This is a genomic window from Asprobacillus argus (genome assembly GCF_032248395.1).
GTDB classification, from domain to species: Bacteria; Bacteroidota; Bacteroidia; order Flavobacteriales; family Flavobacteriaceae; genus Polaribacter; species Polaribacter argus.
This window is the reverse complement of record NZ_JAVTTO010000001.1, coordinates 241,189-260,117: the sequence shown is the minus strand read 5'-3', so window position 1 is coordinate 260,117 and position 18,929 is coordinate 241,189. Positions and strand designations below refer to the sequence as shown.

The following is an 18,929-nucleotide window of genomic DNA, read 5'->3' as shown; positions in this document are numbered from 1 at the left end:
GAATATCATGAATCCACGCCGTTTTATTGTTGTTAGTCTAACTTTTTTACTTTTTATATCCTGTGAAAAGAAAGAACCGTTTAGATTAGGAGGAAATGTTTTTGGAACTACCTATAGTATCATTTATTACGGGAACGCGAATTATGAAAGTGCTATTGACGGACTCTTTACAGATGTTAATAAATCGCTATCTACATATATTCCCACTTCAGATATCTCTAAGATCAATAATGGCGAAAAGGATGTAAAGGTGGATGCACTTTTCAAAGAAGTATTTCAAAAATCGGAACGAATCTTTCAGGAGACAGATGGGTATTTTGACCCTACTGTTGGTGATCTAGTAAATGCATGGGGTTTTGGACCTGAAAAACCACTGAATGATTTGGATAGTACCAAAGTATCCGAGTTAATGTCGTTTGTAGGATTTGATAAAGTTAAGATTAAAGACGGATTGGTTGTTAAAAGGTATGACGAAACCTATTTTGATTTTAATTCTATCGCGAAAGGATATGGAATTGATGTTATAGGGAGATTCTTAGAAAGTAAAGGGGTTAAGAATTATTTGGTAGAAATAGGAGGAGAAATACGAGCAAGAGGAACGAAGCCAGAGGGTAAACTTTGGACGGTGCAATTGGATAACCCAAATACAGATGGAAGTCGTTCAGCATATACCTTGTTGCAGTTAACCGATAAATCTATGGCAAGCTCTGGGAATTACCGAAAATTTAGGATCACAGAAGATGGGCAGAAATATGTACATACGATCAACCCTAAGACGGGATACGCTACGGAGAGTAATTTACTGGCGGCAACGGTAATCGCAGACTTGGATTGTGCAGATGTCGATGCATATGCTACTGCTTTTATGGCAATGGGTTTAGAACGCTCAAAAGTCTTCTTAAGTTCGAAACCTAATCTTGAGGCTATTCTTATCTATGTTGATGAAAATGGCGAGTTAAAGGAGTTTACGAATCGTAAATAATTCTTTTAAGGCTTAAAAACAACCGGTAATATCTCTCCTTTCATTAAGCGATACTTCTCTGTAAGTTGGGGTGAGATCTTTTTTGTATAGTCTACTTCATCAACGTTAAAGCCAATAGATCTGAGTTTGTCGAAATAATCTCTTCCGTACACTCTCACATGATCATACTGACCGAATATCTTTGCTCGTTCTTTAGGGTCTGTAATAGAATCGTCTTCAAACGTGGTTGCTATGCTCAGATCTTGCGGAATTTGAAAAATGCCAAATCCTCCTGGTCTAAGCACTCGATATAATTCTTGCATGGCTTTGGTATCGTCTGGAATATGTTCCAATACATGGTTACAGAAAACAACATCGAAAGAATTGTCTTCAAAAGGAAGCGCCGTGATGTCAGCTTTCACATCGGCAATAGGAGAGTAGAGGTCTGCTGTAATGTAATCGTGTTCCAGTTTTTTAAAACGCTTTAGAAAACATTGTTCTGGAGCCATATGTAATACCTTCTTTTGACTCGAAAAAAAGTCTGTCTCTTGCTGAAGGTATAGCCACATGAGTCGATGACGTTCTAAAGACAAAGTTCCAGGTGCTAATACATTGGGTCTTTGTATACCATATCCGTACGGTAAGAATTTCCGAAAGCTTTTCCCATCAATCGGATCTGTATACGTTTTCCCTTTTAAGTAAAACGCAATTATAGGACGAACCACATAACTCAGTTTAATCAAAAGAGGTCTTGGAATGGTATTTAATATGATCTTGAAAAGCTTCACAGGCTATTTATAATCTTCTCTGGCAGGAGAGAATACATCTGTAATTTCGCAGTACGATAATGCTTTTCCTGAATGTTCAACATTCGTAGGAATCACAGCAATTTCTCCAGGCTTGTATACTTTTGTTTCACCTCCAATAGTCATTTCGAATGCTCCTTGCGTTACCATGGCTATTTGTTCATGGACATGAGCGTGTAATGGGAGTTCAGCTCCTTCTTCAACTTCCCAATAAGCTACGGTCATGTTTTCAGAATGTACAAAGCGCGCCTTGAATCCTGTTATAATTTCCTTTGGAGTTATTTGTTGAATCTCTTTACTAAACAATTATAAAACGAGTTGATTTTGTCTAAATTCATTTTCTTCATCACTTTCAATACCTAAGGCTTCATAGATATATTGAAAGGTAGAAAGCAGTTCAGGTTTTCCATCTACAATGGCAACATCATGCTCAAAATGTGCACTTGGTTTTCCGTCTTTTGTTAAGATGGTCCATCCATCACTTAAGTGATTAATGCGATGTGTTCCCAGATTGATCATTGGCTCGATAGCTACAACCATTCCTTCTACAAATTTCTTGCCACGACCTCGCTTACCATAGTTAGGCATTTCGGGATCTTCATGCATTACTCTCCCAAGTCCATGACCTACTAACTCTCGTACTACACCATATCCATGTTTCTCGCAATATTGCTGAATAGCAAACCCTACATCGCCAACACGGTTTCCTACTTTTAATTCGCGAATACCCGCATATAAACTCTCTTTCGTTACTTGTAGCAGTTTTTGAGTTTCTTCAGCTATTTCACCTACCGAAAATGTATAGGCATGATCACCATAAAATCCATTTTTTACAGCGCCACAGTCGATAGAAATGATATCTCCTTCTTGCAAGGGCTTGTCGTTAGGTATTCCGTGTACTACCTGAGCATTCGGGCTCATGCATAATGTATTTGGAAAATCATACAATCCCAAAAAGCCAGGAACAGCATCCTGCGATCTGATGTATTCTTCGGCAAGTTTGTCTAGATATAAAGTGGTTACACCAGGCTTTACTTCTTTAGCAAGCATTCCCAATGTTCTAGATACCACCAATGCACTCTCACGCATTAATTCTATTTCTTCTCTGGATTTTACTACAATCATAGGTCTTATAAAAGCGCAAAGATACTGTAAATTCTAAAAATAACGTAGTAGTAGTTCTTACCTGAATAAACCCAAGAATCCTTTTTTTCTTTTAGGGACTTCGGGCTCACGATTATAGATTATTTTATAAATCTCTGTCCAACCGATAAAGCCACCAATATTTCGATCATCTATAAACAGGTCTGCATGAATCTTTCGACTAATCTTATGGTCAAACTCCTCTTCAGGATAGTTTTTGTTCACGGCGTAAAAATCAATGCCATTCTTGGAGCAAAAATCTACAGCCTCTTGAAGTTTTCTCCCGCTACGGTATGTCCATAAAATCAAACGATGCCCATCTCCCTGTAATCGTTTAATTGTTTCCAACGCGAAGATCATAGGTTTGCCAACATCAGGATAAGCATCCTCTACAATAGTGCCATCAAAATCAATGGCAATGATCAAATGATTATTAGGAATCATGTTTATTTTTGATACGAGTGTTTATAGGTTTTGGTTGTCAGTATTTTTAAAATATCTCTTTCTAACGTTTCTCTTGAGTACTCTACAAACCGACCTATTTCCTTACCGTCTTTATAAAAAACAAAAGTTGGAATTCTGATAATATTATAACCTTTTTGAAGATTGTCTGGCGTTCTTTTACTTCTGTTAAGAGCAATCATTTCCAGATTATCCATATTGAAATTTGCTTCTTCTAGGATCTTATATAACTTAGGTACTTCTCTTCTACTATCACCACACCAAACACCCATAAAACCAGCAATTTTACATTTGTTGATCTTTTTTCTGATCTTGCTAATAACGGCTTCTTCAGTCTTATACGAATCATAATTTTTGGTAAACCATCTGCTATAGCTTTTGTCAAGAAAAGCTGATTTTTTAACATAGCCGATCAGATGCCCATTTTTGTCTTTTTTTACAGCTGTCTTTTTTTGAGCTGAAGCATAGCAAGTGATGCTTAATGCAAGTATAAACAGAATTTTTTTCATAATACAAATTTACATTGATGAATGAGGTTTCTTTGTTAAAGGTAGAAACTAGCACGCCTAAGATAGTATTTTTTATTGACTCTTGAATTAGGCTTGAAGTTTATAAAAAAGGTATATGTCGCACTACTTTTGGTAAGAATGCTTATACTTTTTACCTTTTAAGATCTTTAAAATATCTTTTTCCAATGTTTGCCTGGCGTGTTCTACAAAACGTCCAATCTCTTTCCCGTTTTTATAAAAAATAATGGTAGGTGTATGTTTAATATGATAGCCTTCTTGTAAGTTATCGGGTGTTTTCTTGCCCCTTGAGATTCCAACCATTTTAGCATTATTATTAAAGTCGAACCCAGCTGTTTCTAAGATTTTATAAAGTCGAGGTATAACTCTCTTGCTATCGTGACACCAGGTGCCTACAAAAGACTTGATAGTAATACCTTTTATGCTTTTCTTTATTTTTTTAACGACCTTTTCGTTTGGTTCGTAACTATGATAATTAGGTTCAAACCATTTTTTAAAATTCGAAGTCATCAAATCTGATTTTTGCATATATCCAATCAAATTTCCGTTTCTGTCGGGTTTGCTCTGACTGTTAATAGTTTGTATGCAAAGTGCAAAGATTGCTAAAAGAAGTGCTTTTTTCATATTACAATAATGTTTGTTGTGTCATTTCAACCGGTTGCTTAACTTTCATTAGATCTAAAATTGTAGGAGCAATATCTCCTAAGATACCATTTTTTATATGCTGTAACTCGGGGTCTATTAAAATAATAGGTACTGGATTCGCAGTATGAGCAGTATGTGGTGTACCATCAGGATTGATCATTGTTTCACAATTTCCATGATCTGCAATTAATAAGGTCGTATAACCATTCTTAAGGGCGGCGCTAATTACATCTTTGGTACAGATATCTACAGTTTCACAAGCTTTTACAGCTGCATCAAAAACACCAGTATGCCCTACCATATCACCATTAGCAAAGTTTAGACATACAAAATCTACATCCCCTTTTTGCAATTCAGGTATAATAGCATCTCTTATTTCATAGGCACTCATTTCGGGCTTCAAGTCATATGTCGCCACTTTGGGTGAAGGACATAACAACCGCTTTTCTCCGTCAAATTCTTTTTCTCTACCACCTGAGAAAAAGAAGGTCACATGCGGGTACTTTTCTGTTTCCGCAATTCTAATTTGTGATTTTCCTGCTTGCTCTAAAACTTCTCCTAAGGTATTCTCAATATTATCATTGTTATAGATCACTTTTATATGCTTAAAAGTTTCGTCGTAGTTAGTCATCGTCACAAAGTACAATGGTAATTTATGCATATTGTATTCATGGTTGTCTTCTTGACTTAAAACTTTGGTCAATTGTCGACCTCTATCAGTTCTGAAGTTAAAGAAAATAACCACGTCATCATCTTGTATGGTTGCCGTTGGATTATTGTTTTCATCAACCATTATAATAGGTTTGATAAATTCATCTGTAACTCCTTCTTCATAACTATCCAATATGCTTTTTTCGGCATTATTAGACTTTGTGCCTATTCCATTAACAATGGCATCATACGCGAGTTTAATACGTTCCCACCGTTGATCTCTGTCCATGGCATAGTATCTTCCTGTTATAGTGGCTAATTTTCCAGCAGTTTTTTTGAGGTGATTCTGTAACTCGTTAATAAAGTACTTTCCCGATTTAGGATCACAGTCTCTACCATCTGTAAACGCATGTACAAACGCATTTGGAACGCCAGCATTAGCAGCAGCTTCCAAAAGTCCTTTCAAGTGATCTATATGAGAATGAATACCTCCATTGGAAACCAAGCCAAGAAAATGAACTTTTTTGTTTTCTCTTTTAGCATATTCGAATGCTTTAATCAATTCTTTTTCTTGAGCTATTTTGTTTTCTCTGACAGCAATATTGATTTTCGCTAAATTTTGATATACAATTCTTCCAGCTCCCAAGTTTATATGGCCGACTTCTGAATTTCCCATTTGACCTTCGGGAAGTCCTACATGTTCACCATCTGTTCTTAATTCTGCAGAAGGATAGTTATTGTATAATGAATTAATGTATGGTGTTTTGGCATTGTAAATGGCCGATACTTTTGGGTCTTGTGTAATACCCCAGCCATCTAAGATCATTAAAATTACTTTCTTGGACATTCTAAAAAATTAAGAGATAAAGATACAAAGCTTTGGAGTTGGAAATAGGAATGTTAAAATAATTTTACGAAATCGTTTTTATTAACACTTTTTAAGAGTCAATTGCTAAATAGTATTAAGAAACTGTTAAACGCTTGTTAATTCAGGCTTTTAGGTGAAACATTATCTTTTTTCCTTAGTCTACTATGTATAAAATAACAAATAACTTAAAATCCTACAATCATGAAAAAATTAATTCTACCAATCATCGTATGTCTTTTTGCATTTGGTACAGCCAATGCAACAACTACTAACGTACCAAGTAAAGAAGTTACTAGCTATTCATATAAGGTGAATAACTTCTGTAAATTAATCCAAATGGGTAAATATGACGCTGTAAAAGCTTTAATTGAAGCTGGAGAAGATGTGAATCAAAAATCGAATGGAATGACTCCTTTAATGTTTGCAGCTCGTCATAATAAAGCAGAAATTGCAAAGCTTTTAATTAAGCATGGAGCAAAACTTAAAGCAAAATCTGATAAAAGCAGATTAACTGCATTAGATTTGGCTAAAAGATCAAAAGCAATGGACGCTATGAAAGTAATCGAAGATGCCCTTGATAAAAAATAAGAGTACCTACCCAGTTAAATTAAAAGCTCTGATACTTTACGTATCAGAGCTTTTTTTTTAAAACTTAATAAAGCCAACTGCAAGTAGTACTATTACAAGCAGTATTCCTATAACAATTGCTTTCTTAATGAAGGCAATGTTATTTTCTCTTTTGATTTGTTTTCGAAGTGCTCTCAATTGAGCAGGTGTCGACTTTTTGTCAAAGTGAAGTTCCGTTTTTGTGGTGTATTCTACACTATTTTCTTTTAATTTATTGAAGGCACTAGGCCTAGCCCTTTTATTATTTTTTAGACTAGCTAACATAGCACCCACGCTTCCGCCAAAACCCATAGCAATTTGATTTAAAGGTTACTATATATATGTAGCAAAAAAGTAGAAAATGTTACATAACGATATTTTAAGACCTCATCGATAAAATGTAACTTCGCAATCTGTAAATAAGAGAACAATACAGTCAATAAATATCAGATAATATGTTTAGACAAGACAATTCACAAGAAATTAAAGAGTACTTAAGTAAAGAAGCTATCATTTTAGATGTACGAACCCTTATGGAGTGGAACGAAGGACATATTGAAGGAGCTGAACATATTGTGTTAAATACGATTCCTGAAAATTTAGATAAGATCAAATCTTTTCAAAAGCCAATTATCGCAGTTTGTAAAAGTGGAGGTCGAAGTGGAGCCGCTCAAGAATTTTTATCAAATAATGGTTTGGATGTTATTAATGGTGGACCCTGGCAGAATGTTGCTCAGTATCTTTAAGAATAATTGTTAAATCCAGATTTTCTCAACCTTTCTAATCTCTTATATACTTTAATGGAGTAGGTTACCTTTCTAACAACAGCAAATACTCCGCCAATTAGTGCACCTGTAAAAGCACCCATGGTAAGAGGATCAAAATTGTGTCCGGTAATCAAATATTTTAGAAAAAATACTGCCATCCCAATCATGATGGAGATTAAAAAAACTTGCAATTTAGATTTAGAATAGAAAGCATATATTCCGCAAAAGAACCCAGTTACAATAGAAGTCGCAGTAATCTTGGTTAAAAAAACTTCAATTAACGGTGTACTTACAGGCAAGAAAAAAGAGGTCATAAAAAGACCAATAACAGCGCCCGTTAAAATTCCAATTCCTACTTTTAGTAACATATACATCTAAATTAAGGGATTTAAATGTACAAAATATTTTTAGATTAAATTGTTTTTTTGAGCCTTTAAAACAGCTTCCAATTTATTGTGAACATGTAATTTTTTATAAATGTTCTCGATATGTTTTCTAACTGTTGATGGTGATATAATGAGGTTTTCGGCAATTTCTTGATAGTTTAGACCTTTGCTTAATTGAATGAGGATCTCAGTTTCTCTTTTAGAGAGCTTAACCTCTTCCATATCTTCTTTCTTTTGGGTCTCTATAATCGGATTCCTCAAGAGTTTTAAGGTTTTTAGAGCTATGCTAGGCGTCATAGGTGCTCCTCCATTCATTACTTCCTGGATACTGTTATATAAGTTTTCTGCATTTACTTCTTTGAGCAGATAACCATTGGCTCCAGCTTTTATGGCTTCAAAAACATAGTTGTCGTCATCAAGAACCGTTAGCATAATCACCTTTATGTGCGGATATTTTCTTTTGACAATTTCGGTTGCTTTGATGCCATCCATTTCCGGCATCTGTATATCCATCAGAATAACATCAACGTTACTGTTGTTTTCTAATTTCCCTAATAATTCAGCGCCATTATTTGCATAGAATTTTACAGAAATAGTATCAAAAAAAGATAGCTTTTCTTTAATCGCTTTTACTAGAAAATAATTGTCTTCTGCTATACAGATCTTAAGTTTCATACAAGAAGAGTTAGTCTCGTTAAATATACGCCATTGCGCTGATTCATTTTATACGTCATTTGACGTATTTTGTAGAGGGATGGTTAAGATGATACTCGTCCCATTACCCAATTTTGAATTTACGGATATTTTGCCACTGGCCTCTAAGGCTCTTTTTTTCATATTGAGTAACCCATTGCCAAAAGTGACATTTTCTAGGTCAAAACCGATACCGTTATCCTCAATATAAATAGTAAAGGAGTTGTTGTCATTTTCTAAAAGAATATTAACTGTTGAGGCATTAGAGTACTTTAAGGCGTTGTTAATCCCTTCTTGAAAAATTCTGAATATATGCATTCCAGAAACCGAAGAGAAAGTCATTGGGTTAGGAATGGTGTTCTTAAGATTAAACTGAATTTCGGAAGTAACATTTTTTGCTTTACTAATAAAATTAAGCATCCGATTATGCAAATCTTCAGAGGTAATCTCATTCCTGTTCATTGCCCAAATCGTATCTCTTAATTGATCAATGGTATCTGTAGTGAAGTTGCCAATCCCCGTGAGTTTTTCCTGCATTGTGGGACTCATCTCTTTGGAAACAAATTTTAAGTTGTCTAAAGAGGATGTAATAAAGGTAAGTTGAGAACCAATATTATCATGCAGATCTTGAGAGATACGCAATCGTTGCTCTTGTAATTTGTTTTGCGTTTTAATAGTTGCCAAGGCATCTTTCAATGCCAACTCTTTCAATAATTGTTTTCTTCTAAATTGATTTCTTTTGTACACTCCAAATGAGATAATACCCAGTGTGATAAGTGCGAAACCGAGGACTATCGCATATAAATTTCGAGTTTTGATAGTTAGTTCGTTTTCTAAGATCTGTTCTTTTTGTGTAACGATCTCTTTCTCTTTTTCTGCAGTTTGAAATTGGATTTCTAGTTCGGCGATTCGTGTATTCGTGTCCTTGTTTAAAATACTGTCTTTTAAATAGGTGTATGTTTTATAATAGAGAAATGCATTTTGAGTATCTGAAATTTTATCATAGCTTTTATAAAGGTATTCCAATGCATATTTTCTCAGAGGGAAATAATGATTTTTAGAAGCCATTTTCTCGGCCTCTTTAAAATGAATGATAGCCTTCCGATACTCTTTTTTTGCATAGTGAAGATCTCCTAAATATAGTTGACTATCCGTAATGCCATAGACGTCATTTCTGTTTTTTCGTATTTGGAGCGCATCGTTCAAATACTGTTCAGCTAGGTCAAATTGCTTTTTCTTTATATATACCTCAGCTATATGTGTTTGCGCAAAAGGAATTCCAATACTATCCTTATTTACAACGCATAGGTCTAAAGATTTTTTGTGATAATAATACGCACTATCAAATTGAGATAAGCGCTGCTTTAGAACACCATAATTGTTATATGCACCTATTAACTTTATGGACTTCGTATCCGATTTTTCGAGAATTAGAATTCCTTTCATCATGTAAAAAAGGGCTTTTTCCAAATCCCTGTTTTTAATTTTCCATCCTAATGAGATGTAAGAATCTGCGTAGTTTTCTATATCATCTAATTGTTGATAAAGCTTTGCGGATTTCAAAGTGTACTCAATGGCCATATCAAATTTTGAAGAAAAGTGATATGCGAGCGATAGTGCTGCATATGACTTTGCAAGAAGTTCTTGATCTCCTAATTCTAACGCAATTTTTTCAGCATCCTGAGTTAAGGCTAAATACTTTTTTGAGTTTGTTAGCGCTTTGTCATACTCAATGCTCACAATGGTTTGTACAAATTGCCTCTTAGACATACGATCTTGTAAACTAAAAATACTGTCTAAATAACTACTAGTTTGAGATTGACAAACATGACAAAGTAAAAAAAGAACAATGAGAACGATTCTCTTCATGAACTAAGGTTAACATCCGCTACAATTTACAAATTATTTGAATAGAGGTTCCTTTTCCTGGAGTTGTAACAATTTTTGTAGTACCATCAACTTCACTCATGCGCTTTTCTATGTTGCTTAGACCATTACCTAAAGAAACTGTTTCTTTGTCAAACCCTTTTCCATTATCTGTGACGAAAATAACCAGATCGTCACTTTTTTTCGAAATATTAACCTCTAGCATCGACGCATCTGCATACTTAATAGTATTATTTATAGCTTCTTGAATGACTCTAAAAATATTAATTCCTTTCAGGGAGCTAAATTCAAGATGTTCTTCAATTTCTTGATTGAATTTAAAATCAATGGTGTCTATAGCGCCCTTTGCTTTTTCTATAAATGATAGAATTCTAGTATGAAGATCTTCGATCGTGATCACGTTCTTATTCATAGCCCATATGGTATCACGTAATTGGAAAATAGTTTCCGACGTAAAAGTACTTATGCTAGAAAGTTTTTCTTTTAATTTTGGAGTGGCATCTTTAGTAACAAATTTTAGATTGTCTATAGATGAAATGATAAACGTCAATTGAGAACCAATATTATCATGCAAATCTCTAGAAATACGTAAACGTTGTTCTTGTAATCTGTTTTGGGTTTTAATAGTGGCTAATGCATCTTTTAGGTCTAGCTCTTTTTGTAATTGTTTTCTTTTAAATTGATTTTTTCTATAAATGCCGTATGAGATGAGTGCAACAAGAAGCAAGGCAAAACTTGTAAGCACGATGTAAAGATTTCGATTTTTAATAGCTAACTCATTTGCTAGTATCTGTTCTTTTTGTTGTAAGATCTCCTTTTCCTTTTTTGCAGTTTCATATTTTGTCTCCAGTTCTACTACTTGTTCTTTAACTTCCTTTGAGTAGAAGCTAATAGCAAGACCTTCTCCTTTGGCTGTGTAGTAATTCATTTTGTTAAAATTCTTTTCGTAAGCGCTTATTAAGGAGAGCCCTTGATAAATGTAAGAAAGCTTGTCAGGGATATCATTTTTCTCATAGTACCCTATAGATTTAGAAAAGTAGTTTTTAGATAGGGCAATTTTTCCTGTTCTCAGATATAACAGCCCTAAAGAAGTATTTAAACTGGCGATTTCAGATTCAGAATTTAAAGCCTTTCTATATTTTAAAGATTCTTTGAATAATCGAATAGCTTCTTTATTTTTATTCTTTAGAAAATAAATGTTTCCAAGATTGGAATAGGCAACACCTAAAGTTCTGTTGTTTTTAACTATTTCTGCAAGTTTAATGGCTTCTTCAAAACTAGTAATAGATGCAGTCGTGTCTTTCACAAAGAGATATGCTTTCCCTAAATTAACTAGCTCATTTGCTTGTCTAAAAGTATTTTTTTGCTGTCTGTAAGCGGTTAAAATTTCTAAATGGTACTGAATGGCTTTGTCATAGTTTTTTATAGAGCTGTACATGTTGGCGATATTACTTTTCATAATTAACGCATTGCCAATCATCCCTCTCTCCTCAAAAAATTTCATAGCATCTATGCTCATAACCATTGCAGAATCGATTTGTTGAAGTTGCTGATAGATCGTGGCTAGGTTTGCGTTTATCTTGGCAATGCCCAAAGTATCTTTGTTTTTTCTTCTCAGTTTTAGTGCATGTAGATAACTTGATTTACTGGCGTCGATGTCGCCTCTAAATAGGTATACGGCTCCCATGTCACTTAATTGCTGCGCCAGTGCTTTTTCGTCATTCATAGTGTTCAAAAGCCTCAAAGCCTGATGTCCATATTTTAAAGAAGAATCTGTAGAAATAGCTCTATAATACCAGGTAAGATCTCCCAAGATCTTTGCTTTTTTAGCATCTGTATCTACGTTTAAAAGTGTAGCCTTAAGACTGTCAATAAGTTTTGTTTGTGCACAAAGTGTAGTTGATGCAAAGAGCATCACAAATAAGAATATATATAACGGGTTTTTCATGTTTTTGTTTTTTAGGATTAGCAAGGGAAGATCAAGTGAAAATTTCCCAGAGTGCGTGATGTATGTTTAAAATAGTAGTACGTATACTTAGGAATTTTTGATGCGTTTCTAGCTCGATTTTATCAATATCAACAGGAGTTGTTTCTAATTTTTGGGATCTATTTTTTTCTTGCTCTAGCTGAGACGAAATGACTGAAATTCGTTCACTGCCTTTTCGTCTTAGCTTTAGAATAGAGATATAGAACAAGAGTATAAGTCCACATAAAAAAATGCCGAATATAAAGGATAGATATAGGGGATGGTGTATAATATATTTGGCCATTGTATTACATCAGGTAAAATGTGATTTGTTTTTCTCCACTTCCCATAAGCAATAACCCAAGAATGTCCATGCCTTTTACAGTTTTCTTTTCTTTAAAGATGTAAAGGGTAGAGTTTACATTCTTTGTAACTGATCTAATGGTCCATTTATGCTGGTCAGTTTGAGCTTTATAATCTACCACCTCATATTTACCTGAAGTCTCTTGATTACCTTCTATTTTAACTCGTAGTTTGATATAAGAACCAACAGACATTCTATCATTATCTGTAACATCTAATTTTACAGTCCCTGAAATACTAGATACTTTCTTATTCATATTTATAAAAGAATAGGTCCAGCTTTTGTATGTAAAAGACGGCATGTAATTAGTTGTTCGTTTTTTTGTCGTCGTAGTTGTAGTACTGGATTTCTTTTTTAATGGAACCACGGCTACATTGTCGTAATTCGCATGTCTATTAATAAAGTTTCTGTCAAAATCGGCAGAACCTGTTATTTTCCCATTTTTAAAGATGATTTCTCGAAAATAAAAGGAGTCATAGCTAGACGACTTATAGTGTTTTTTAACCCAATTATCTTTATTGTCATATGCATAATTGTAATCGTACACATAGGTTTTTTTACCTTTACTAGTGCTTTTAATTAGATTTCCTTTTTTGTCATATACATATGAAGAAGTACTGTTGCTCCACTTGCTTTCCGATGTATAACCAACGCTTTTATCATTCTTGTAAACTGTAGTATACGTACCATTTATGCTTCCATCTTTTGTGCTATAGCTAGTGCGTATTTCTGTTCTTTTAGATCCGTTATATCGGATTTCAGTTTCTGATGAAAGTTGATTTTTTGATGTATAGCTTTCTTTTTTTATAATTCTTCCCTTATTATCTGTTGTATAAGTATCCACAGCTTTACTACCGTCGGGATAAATCATCTCTTTTTTAGTTACGTGACCTTTACTGTTATAGCTAAATTTTACATCTGTTGAATATTTAGTTTTTTTCGAACTTACATTGTCTATGCTCGTGATTTGATTTTCAGAGTTATAGTTGTATCTTTTTTTGGTAGGAGAACCATCAGAATAGGTACTGTGGTATAAATAGTAAGATTCTGTTAAATAACCATTGTCATTATAAGAATTAATGGAAACGGATTTCTTTACAAATCCACCACTATTTTTATCATAAGTATAATAGTGCTGAATAGTCTTTCTGACCTTCTTGTTTAAATTTCTGGAAGATAGATTATACTCATTAGATTGGCTGAACCCAAGAGTAGTTGTCAAAATCATAGCAATGAAGATGTAAAGTACTTTTTTCATGAGAGTTGTTTTTTAAGGTTAGTTTTGTTGCTTTAAAGGAGATGGCTGGATTATGCGTTGACAACACCAACCATCTGAACCCTAAAAAACAACCGTCGTTCTTTTATTCGTGGAATTGCCCAAGCCATCCCTGACCTAGAGGTTCTACATTAATTTCGTTAAAAGTGCCATTATTGTTCGGTGATACATTAAAAGCGATATTGTCTCTACAATCGTCTTTGAATTTGTAGTTGTTGGTGCCTATTAGAACAGGGTTTTTTAATGTGATACAATCATGTCCTTCTATTTCTACAGTCAATTCATTATTTATTAAAGTAAAAGTTGCGGTAGTCCCATCGGTATAAGGAGAACCTGTCTGAGCAAAACTGTATGTTAAATTGTATGTTCCTTCAATCGAAGTAGGCACTGTTCCTGCTGTTTCTCCTGATGCTAGGGTGTATGAGCATTCTGTTTCGCAATCTGAGGTATTTTGATTATTTGTTGTACAGGCTGCAGCTAGTAAAAGAATCGCAACTAAGGAACTTATTTTTCGTACTATTTTCATTTTTATCTGTTTAAGATTATGTTACAAATCTCATTAATAGAGGGATAAAAAAAAATACGCCATATGACGTATTTTTTCTAGGGAGACATCTTGGGATTAATAAACTTTTTGTATAAGTTCGTCTATGGTTGTTAATTCACTTTCTGGGATCAAAATTCTGAATTCGTCATTGGTAGATCCTTTGGCTGTGGTCCATTGTATATCAAATTCCAATAATTTTAATCCTGATTTAGTATCTCTAACTTTTAGAGATTTAATCCTTTTTCGATTACCGGTTAGTGCTATTTTCTTATTGTTTATTAGCAAGAAATCACGAAATATTTTTACTTCGGGATTCTTAATTCCTTTTTTCAAATGGGTATAACTAAAAGTCATGCGAAGCCATGGAATTAAAATAGCTAATGGAATAGAGAACAAAAGTCCCATCCAAAAACCAGTATCTCTCAAGAACATGAGTCCAATAGTTCCGAGGATAGCAATACCGATACCAAAATAAATATTATCCTCTCTTTTATTTCCCTTTTCAATGGTCACGAATTCGTCCCACATTCTGGTATCGTATTGCCAATATGCTAATAGCTTGTTTTGTGTTTCCATAATTGAAGATTCAAAGTATGTTTCAAATCTCTTGAAATCGGAAAATCAAATCAATACGCCAAATGACGTATTTTTAAAATGTAATGTGAGGATGTATTTTTTGAAGCTTTTTTATGTCATCATGAAGCCTTGTTAAGAACTGCAGATGTGCTTCAGACTTTGGGTTAAAAGGTTTGTGGGATAATCCATTTTGAACCTTTTCAACCTCTTGCATAGTGGTTTTAGCACCTTCAGAAATCCAAACTTCGGTAAATCTATTCCAAATATATTGGATAGCCGTTTCGTTAGGATGAATCATATCTTCCGCATAAAAACGATAGTCTCTTAATTCATCCATCATGATCTCGTAGGATGGAAAATATGAAGAGGTACGACCTCCATCTACCACTTGATGAATCGCACTTATAAGATGCGATTTGCTAAGTTGATTTTGCTCAAAGCCATCTTTTAAATGACGCACAGGAGATACTGTAAATACTATAGAGGCATTTCTATTCACACTTTTAATCAAGGTAATAACAGCCTCTAAACTGGCTACAATTTCAGAAACAGAGAGTAACTCTTTTAAGAATTTCTTTTGTGGAACCTTATGGCAGTTCGCGACTATGTGATCGCTTTCAATATGTCTATACACCCATGCTGTTCCCAGGGTAATGCAAATATGAGAGGCATTATAAAGTTGCTCATTTGTAGCCTGAAGCCCAGTATTCAAATTATTTAAAAGTGTTTCCTTGTTGGAGTCACTCATACTGGAATGTGCATCAAAGCAATGCCAGCGCTCATTGAGTAGGAAAATATCTTCGTTAGTATATTTCTTTTCATTGATCGCATTGATAACTAGTTGTTCAATCGCTTTAGGATGAAATAAAATACCGAAAGGATTTTGAAGAGATCTAAACTTGTAGAAGGATAATTTATTCGCCATGTTCTCGGCAAAGCAAGACCCTAATAAGAACATCTTTGAATCATAAGAAATAGAGTTTCTAGATTCTTTCGATATTGGTATTTGAGTCTGGAAGTTCATTACATTAAACAATATATTCTTTAACTCTCTCTAAAACTTTTGGGATTCCTCCTGGGTTTTTACCACCTGCAGTCGCAAAGAAATTCTGTCCACCACCACCACCGTGAATTAGTTTCCCTAACTCTCTAACCACTTTTCCAGCATCATATCCGCGTGCATCTGCCAAAGCAGGCGAAATATAGCACGTTAACATTGCTTTGTCTTTTTTAACAGAAGTAGCAAAAAACAAGAACAAATTATCAAATTCTTTCCCTAGGGCAAAAGCGATGTTCTTAATACCGTTCTGATCCAAGTCGATCTTGGTAGCTAAGAATTGCACGCCATTTACTTCTTGCAATTGATTCTTTAATTCTCCGGAGAGATTCTGTGCTTTCTGTTTTAATAATTGCTCTACTTGCTTTCTTAAAGATGTGTTTTCATCTTGTAGCTGTTGCAAAGCTTTTACAGGTTCTTGTGCATTGTTTAACAGGTCTTTCATCTCAAAGAAAGAACGATTGTTTTCAAAATAAAAATCTTTTACCGCGTCTAAGGTAATCGCTTCAATACGACGAATTCCAGCTGCCACAGCTCCTTCAGAAACAATCTTGAAATGCCATAGATCTCCTGTATTCTCAGCATGAGTCCCTCCACATAATTCAATCGATTGTCCAAATCGGATAGATCGAACAGTATCACCGTATTTTTCGCCAAATAAGCTCATCGCTCCTTCAGCAATCGCCTCGTTAATGGGTATGTTTCTCTTTTCTACCAATGGTAATTTCCCATCAATACGAGCATTGACAAAACTCTCAACATCTCTTAATTCTTCCACAGTTAACTTAGAAAAGTGGGAGAAATCAAAACGGAGATGTTTGGAGTGCACAGCAGAACCTTTTTGTTCTACATGTGTTCCTAAAACTTCTCTTAATGCTTGATGTAATAAATGCGTAGCAGTATGATTTGCAGCAGTTCTGGTACGCTGTTTTTCATCGACCACTGCTTTAAAAGTTTGCTCTAAATGTTTCGGTAAATTTTTAGTAAAGTGAATGATTACGTTATTCTCTTTCTTCGTGTCTAAAACATAAAGAACATCACCATTCTGAGCTTCAATATATCCTTTATCTCCAACCTGACCACCACCTTCTGGATAGAATGGTGTAATGTTAAAAACTAACTGATACATGTTTCCGTCTTTTTTAGAAGAAACCTTTCTATATCTTGTAATTTTTACATTTGTTTCAAGTAGATCATATCCTACAAACTCTTCTTCAGTATCATCGGCCAAAATAGTCCAATCATCCGTAGATGATTCACTAGCAGCACGAGAACGCGCTTTTTGTTTTTCCAATTCCGTTTGAAATCCTTTTTCGTCTAATGATAGCCCTTTTTCTCCTAAAATTAACGCAGTAAGATCAATTGGGAAACCATAAGTGTCGTATAGTTCAAAAGCCTTTTCGCCAGAAATAGTGTCGGAACTATTGGTTTCAACAATTCTATTTAATAATACTAAACCTTGCTCCAGTGTATTTAAGAAAGAGTGTTCTTCCTCACGAATTACATTCTCGATGAGTTGCTTTTGTGCTTTTAACTCAGGGAAAGCTTTTCCCATTTTTTTGGTAAGTACATCTACCAATCTGTAGATAAAAGGTTCTTTCTTATTCAGAAACGTAAATCCATAACGAATAGCTCTTCGTAGAATTCTACGAATTACATATCCCGCACCGTTGTTACTCGGTAGTTGTCCATCTGCAATAGAAAAAGCAACGGCTCTTACATGATCTGCTATAACGCGGATGGCAATATCTTTTTTCTCATCTTTTCCATAGTGATTGGAAGTGATGGTCTCAATTTCTCTAATAATAGGTGTAAATACATCGGTATCGTAGTTAGATTGAACACCTTGCAATACCATACACAAACGCTCAAACCCCATACCGGTGTCAATATGTTTTGCAGGAAGGTCTTCCAGTGTTCCATTAGCTCTACGATTGTATTGCATAAATACCAGATTCCAGATCTCAACGACCTGAGGATGATCCATATTTACTAAAGATTTTCCATCCACCTTCGCTCTCTCTTCTTCCGATCTAATATCAACATGAATTTCTGAACATGGTCCACAAGGTCCTTGTTCTCCCATTTCCCAGAAATTATCTTTTTTATTACCCATCAAAATACGATCTTCTGGAATGATTTGCTTCCAAAAATCATAAGCCTCCTGATCCATAGGTAAGTTGTCTTGATCAGAACTTCCTTCAAAAACAGTGACGTATAATGAAGATTTGTCTATATTGAAAACCTCTGTAAGCAATTCCCATGCCCAAGCAATAGCCTCTTTCTTAAAGTAATCTCCAAAACTCCAATTACCTAACATTTCAAACATGGTGTGGTGATAGGTGTCATAACCTACTTCTTCCAAATCGTTGTGTTTTCCAGAAACACGTAAACACTTTTGGCTATCTGAAATACGATTATTTTTAGGAACGGCATTTCCCAAGAAAAACTCTTTAAAAGGTGCCATACCCGAGTTCGTGAACATTAGGGTTGGATCATTTTTTAAAACCATCGGCGATGATGGTACAATATCATGCGCTTTTTCTTCAAAAAAAGATAAAAAGCGTGAACGAATTTCTTGAGATTTCATGTATTCTATATCGTTTTATACTAAAACTGTACTATTAAATGCTGTTTAAAAAAAATCACGAACTACATGAGTTATAAAACATTTTGTAGATTTGTGAGTTATTAGTTGAAACTATATATAGTTTTAACCAGTTTAAAAGCACAAAAGTAGC

The 18,929-nt window shown here is 34.5% G+C and carries 20 protein-coding genes; 3 read left to right on the top strand and 17 right to left on the bottom strand.

Features of this window, described 5'->3' with window-relative positions:
- Positions 1-7 precede the first annotated feature (7 nt).
- Positions 8-982: an FAD:protein FMN transferase gene (locus RQM59_RS01170; protein WP_349240224.1), complete on the top strand. Its 975-nt coding sequence runs from the start codon at positions 8-10 to the stop codon at positions 980-982.
- A 5-nt stretch (positions 983-987) separates the two neighbouring features.
- Here the strand turns inward: RQM59_RS01170 and RQM59_RS01165 are convergent, their stop codons facing one another.
- From RQM59_RS01165 to gpmI, 7 genes are all read right to left on the bottom strand, one after another.
- Positions 988-1,749 carry a class I SAM-dependent methyltransferase gene (locus tag RQM59_RS01165; RefSeq protein ID WP_349240223.1) on the bottom strand — a complete coding sequence of 254 codons (762 nt, stop codon included), beginning with the start codon at positions 1,747-1,749 and terminating at the stop codon, positions 988-990.
- A 3-nt stretch (positions 1,750-1,752) separates the two neighbouring features.
- Positions 1,753-2,073: a cupin domain-containing protein gene (locus RQM59_RS01160; RefSeq protein ID WP_349240222.1), complete on the bottom strand. Its 321-nt coding sequence runs from the start codon at positions 2,071-2,073 to the stop codon at positions 1,753-1,755.
- A complete protein-coding gene (map, locus tag RQM59_RS01155) occupies positions 2,074-2,892 on the bottom strand; it encodes a type I methionyl aminopeptidase (protein ID WP_349240221.1) in 819 nt (272 codons plus the stop codon).
- 57 nt (positions 2,893-2,949) lie between these two features.
- Complete coding sequence (locus RQM59_RS01150) at positions 2,950-3,354, bottom strand: BT0820 family HAD-type phosphatase (protein ID WP_349240220.1); 405 nt, start codon at positions 3,352-3,354, stop codon at positions 2,950-2,952.
- Between the two features lie 2 nt (positions 3,355-3,356).
- Positions 3,357-3,881, bottom strand: coding sequence for a thioredoxin family protein (locus tag RQM59_RS01145; RefSeq protein ID WP_349240219.1), 525 nt, complete (start codon positions 3,879-3,881; stop codon positions 3,357-3,359).
- Positions 3,882-4,004: 123 nt separating this feature from the next.
- Positions 4,005-4,523, bottom strand: a complete 519-nt coding sequence (locus RQM59_RS01140) for a thioredoxin family protein (protein ID WP_349240218.1) — start codon at positions 4,521-4,523, stop codon at positions 4,005-4,007.
- Position 4,524: 1 nt separating this feature from the next.
- Complete coding sequence (gene gpmI, locus RQM59_RS01135; protein ID WP_349240217.1) at positions 4,525-6,042, bottom strand: 2,3-bisphosphoglycerate-independent phosphoglycerate mutase; 1,518 nt, start codon at positions 6,040-6,042, stop codon at positions 4,525-4,527.
- Between the two features lie 222 nt (positions 6,043-6,264).
- On the opposite strand from gpmI, the gene RQM59_RS01130 reads away from it, so the two are divergent.
- Complete coding sequence (locus tag RQM59_RS01130; RefSeq protein ID WP_349240216.1) at positions 6,265-6,651, top strand: ankyrin repeat domain-containing protein; 387 nt, start codon at positions 6,265-6,267, stop codon at positions 6,649-6,651.
- Positions 6,652-6,708: 57 nt separating this feature from the next.
- Here the strand turns inward: RQM59_RS01130 and RQM59_RS01125 are convergent, their stop codons facing one another.
- Positions 6,709-6,981: a hypothetical protein gene (locus RQM59_RS01125; protein WP_349240215.1), complete on the bottom strand. Its 273-nt coding sequence runs from the start codon at positions 6,979-6,981 to the stop codon at positions 6,709-6,711.
- Positions 6,982-7,124: 143 nt separating this feature from the next.
- On the opposite strand from RQM59_RS01125, the gene RQM59_RS01120 reads away from it, so the two are divergent.
- Positions 7,125-7,415, top strand: a complete 291-nt coding sequence (locus tag RQM59_RS01120) for a rhodanese-like domain-containing protein (RefSeq protein WP_349240214.1) — start codon at positions 7,125-7,127, stop codon at positions 7,413-7,415.
- On the opposite strand, the gene RQM59_RS01115 is transcribed toward RQM59_RS01120, so the two are convergent.
- From RQM59_RS01115 to alaS, 9 genes are all read right to left on the bottom strand, one after another.
- Positions 7,412-7,804, bottom strand: a complete 393-nt coding sequence (locus RQM59_RS01115; protein ID WP_349240213.1) for a hypothetical protein — start codon at positions 7,802-7,804, stop codon at positions 7,412-7,414. The two genes, RQM59_RS01120 and RQM59_RS01115, sit on opposite strands and share 4 nt — an antisense overlap.
- A gap of 39 nt (positions 7,805-7,843) precedes the next feature.
- Complete coding sequence (locus RQM59_RS01110; protein WP_349240212.1) at positions 7,844-8,497, bottom strand: response regulator; 654 nt, start codon at positions 8,495-8,497, stop codon at positions 7,844-7,846.
- Between the two features lie 48 nt (positions 8,498-8,545).
- The gene (locus RQM59_RS01105; protein ID WP_349240211.1) at positions 8,546-10,384 is read right to left on the bottom strand and encodes a tetratricopeptide repeat-containing sensor histidine kinase; all 1,839 of its coding nucleotides are present in this window, start codon (positions 10,382-10,384) and stop codon (positions 8,546-8,548) included.
- A gap of 19 nt (positions 10,385-10,403) precedes the next feature.
- Positions 10,404-12,350, bottom strand: a complete 1,947-nt coding sequence (locus tag RQM59_RS01100; protein ID WP_349240210.1) for an ATP-binding protein — start codon at positions 12,348-12,350, stop codon at positions 10,404-10,406.
- A 326-nt stretch (positions 12,351-12,676) separates the two neighbouring features.
- Positions 12,677-13,990, bottom strand: coding sequence for a hypothetical protein (locus RQM59_RS01095; protein WP_349240209.1), 1,314 nt, complete (start codon positions 13,988-13,990; stop codon positions 12,677-12,679).
- A 103-nt stretch (positions 13,991-14,093) separates the two neighbouring features.
- Positions 14,094-14,534, bottom strand: a complete 441-nt coding sequence (locus RQM59_RS01090) for a hypothetical protein (RefSeq protein ID WP_349240208.1) — start codon at positions 14,532-14,534, stop codon at positions 14,094-14,096.
- A gap of 96 nt (positions 14,535-14,630) precedes the next feature.
- The gene (locus tag RQM59_RS01085; protein ID WP_349240207.1) at positions 14,631-15,131 is read right to left on the bottom strand and encodes a hypothetical protein; all 501 of its coding nucleotides are present in this window, start codon (positions 15,129-15,131) and stop codon (positions 14,631-14,633) included.
- A gap of 73 nt (positions 15,132-15,204) precedes the next feature.
- Positions 15,205-16,155 (bottom strand): GSCFA domain-containing protein, encoded by a 951-nt coding sequence (locus RQM59_RS01080; RefSeq protein WP_349240206.1) that lies wholly within the window; start codon positions 16,153-16,155, stop codon positions 15,205-15,207.
- A 4-nt stretch (positions 16,156-16,159) separates the two neighbouring features.
- Positions 16,160-18,778 (bottom strand): alanine--tRNA ligase, encoded by a 2,619-nt coding sequence (alaS, locus tag RQM59_RS01075; protein ID WP_349240205.1) that lies wholly within the window; start codon positions 18,776-18,778, stop codon positions 16,160-16,162.
- Between the last annotated feature and the right edge of the window lie 151 nt (positions 18,779-18,929).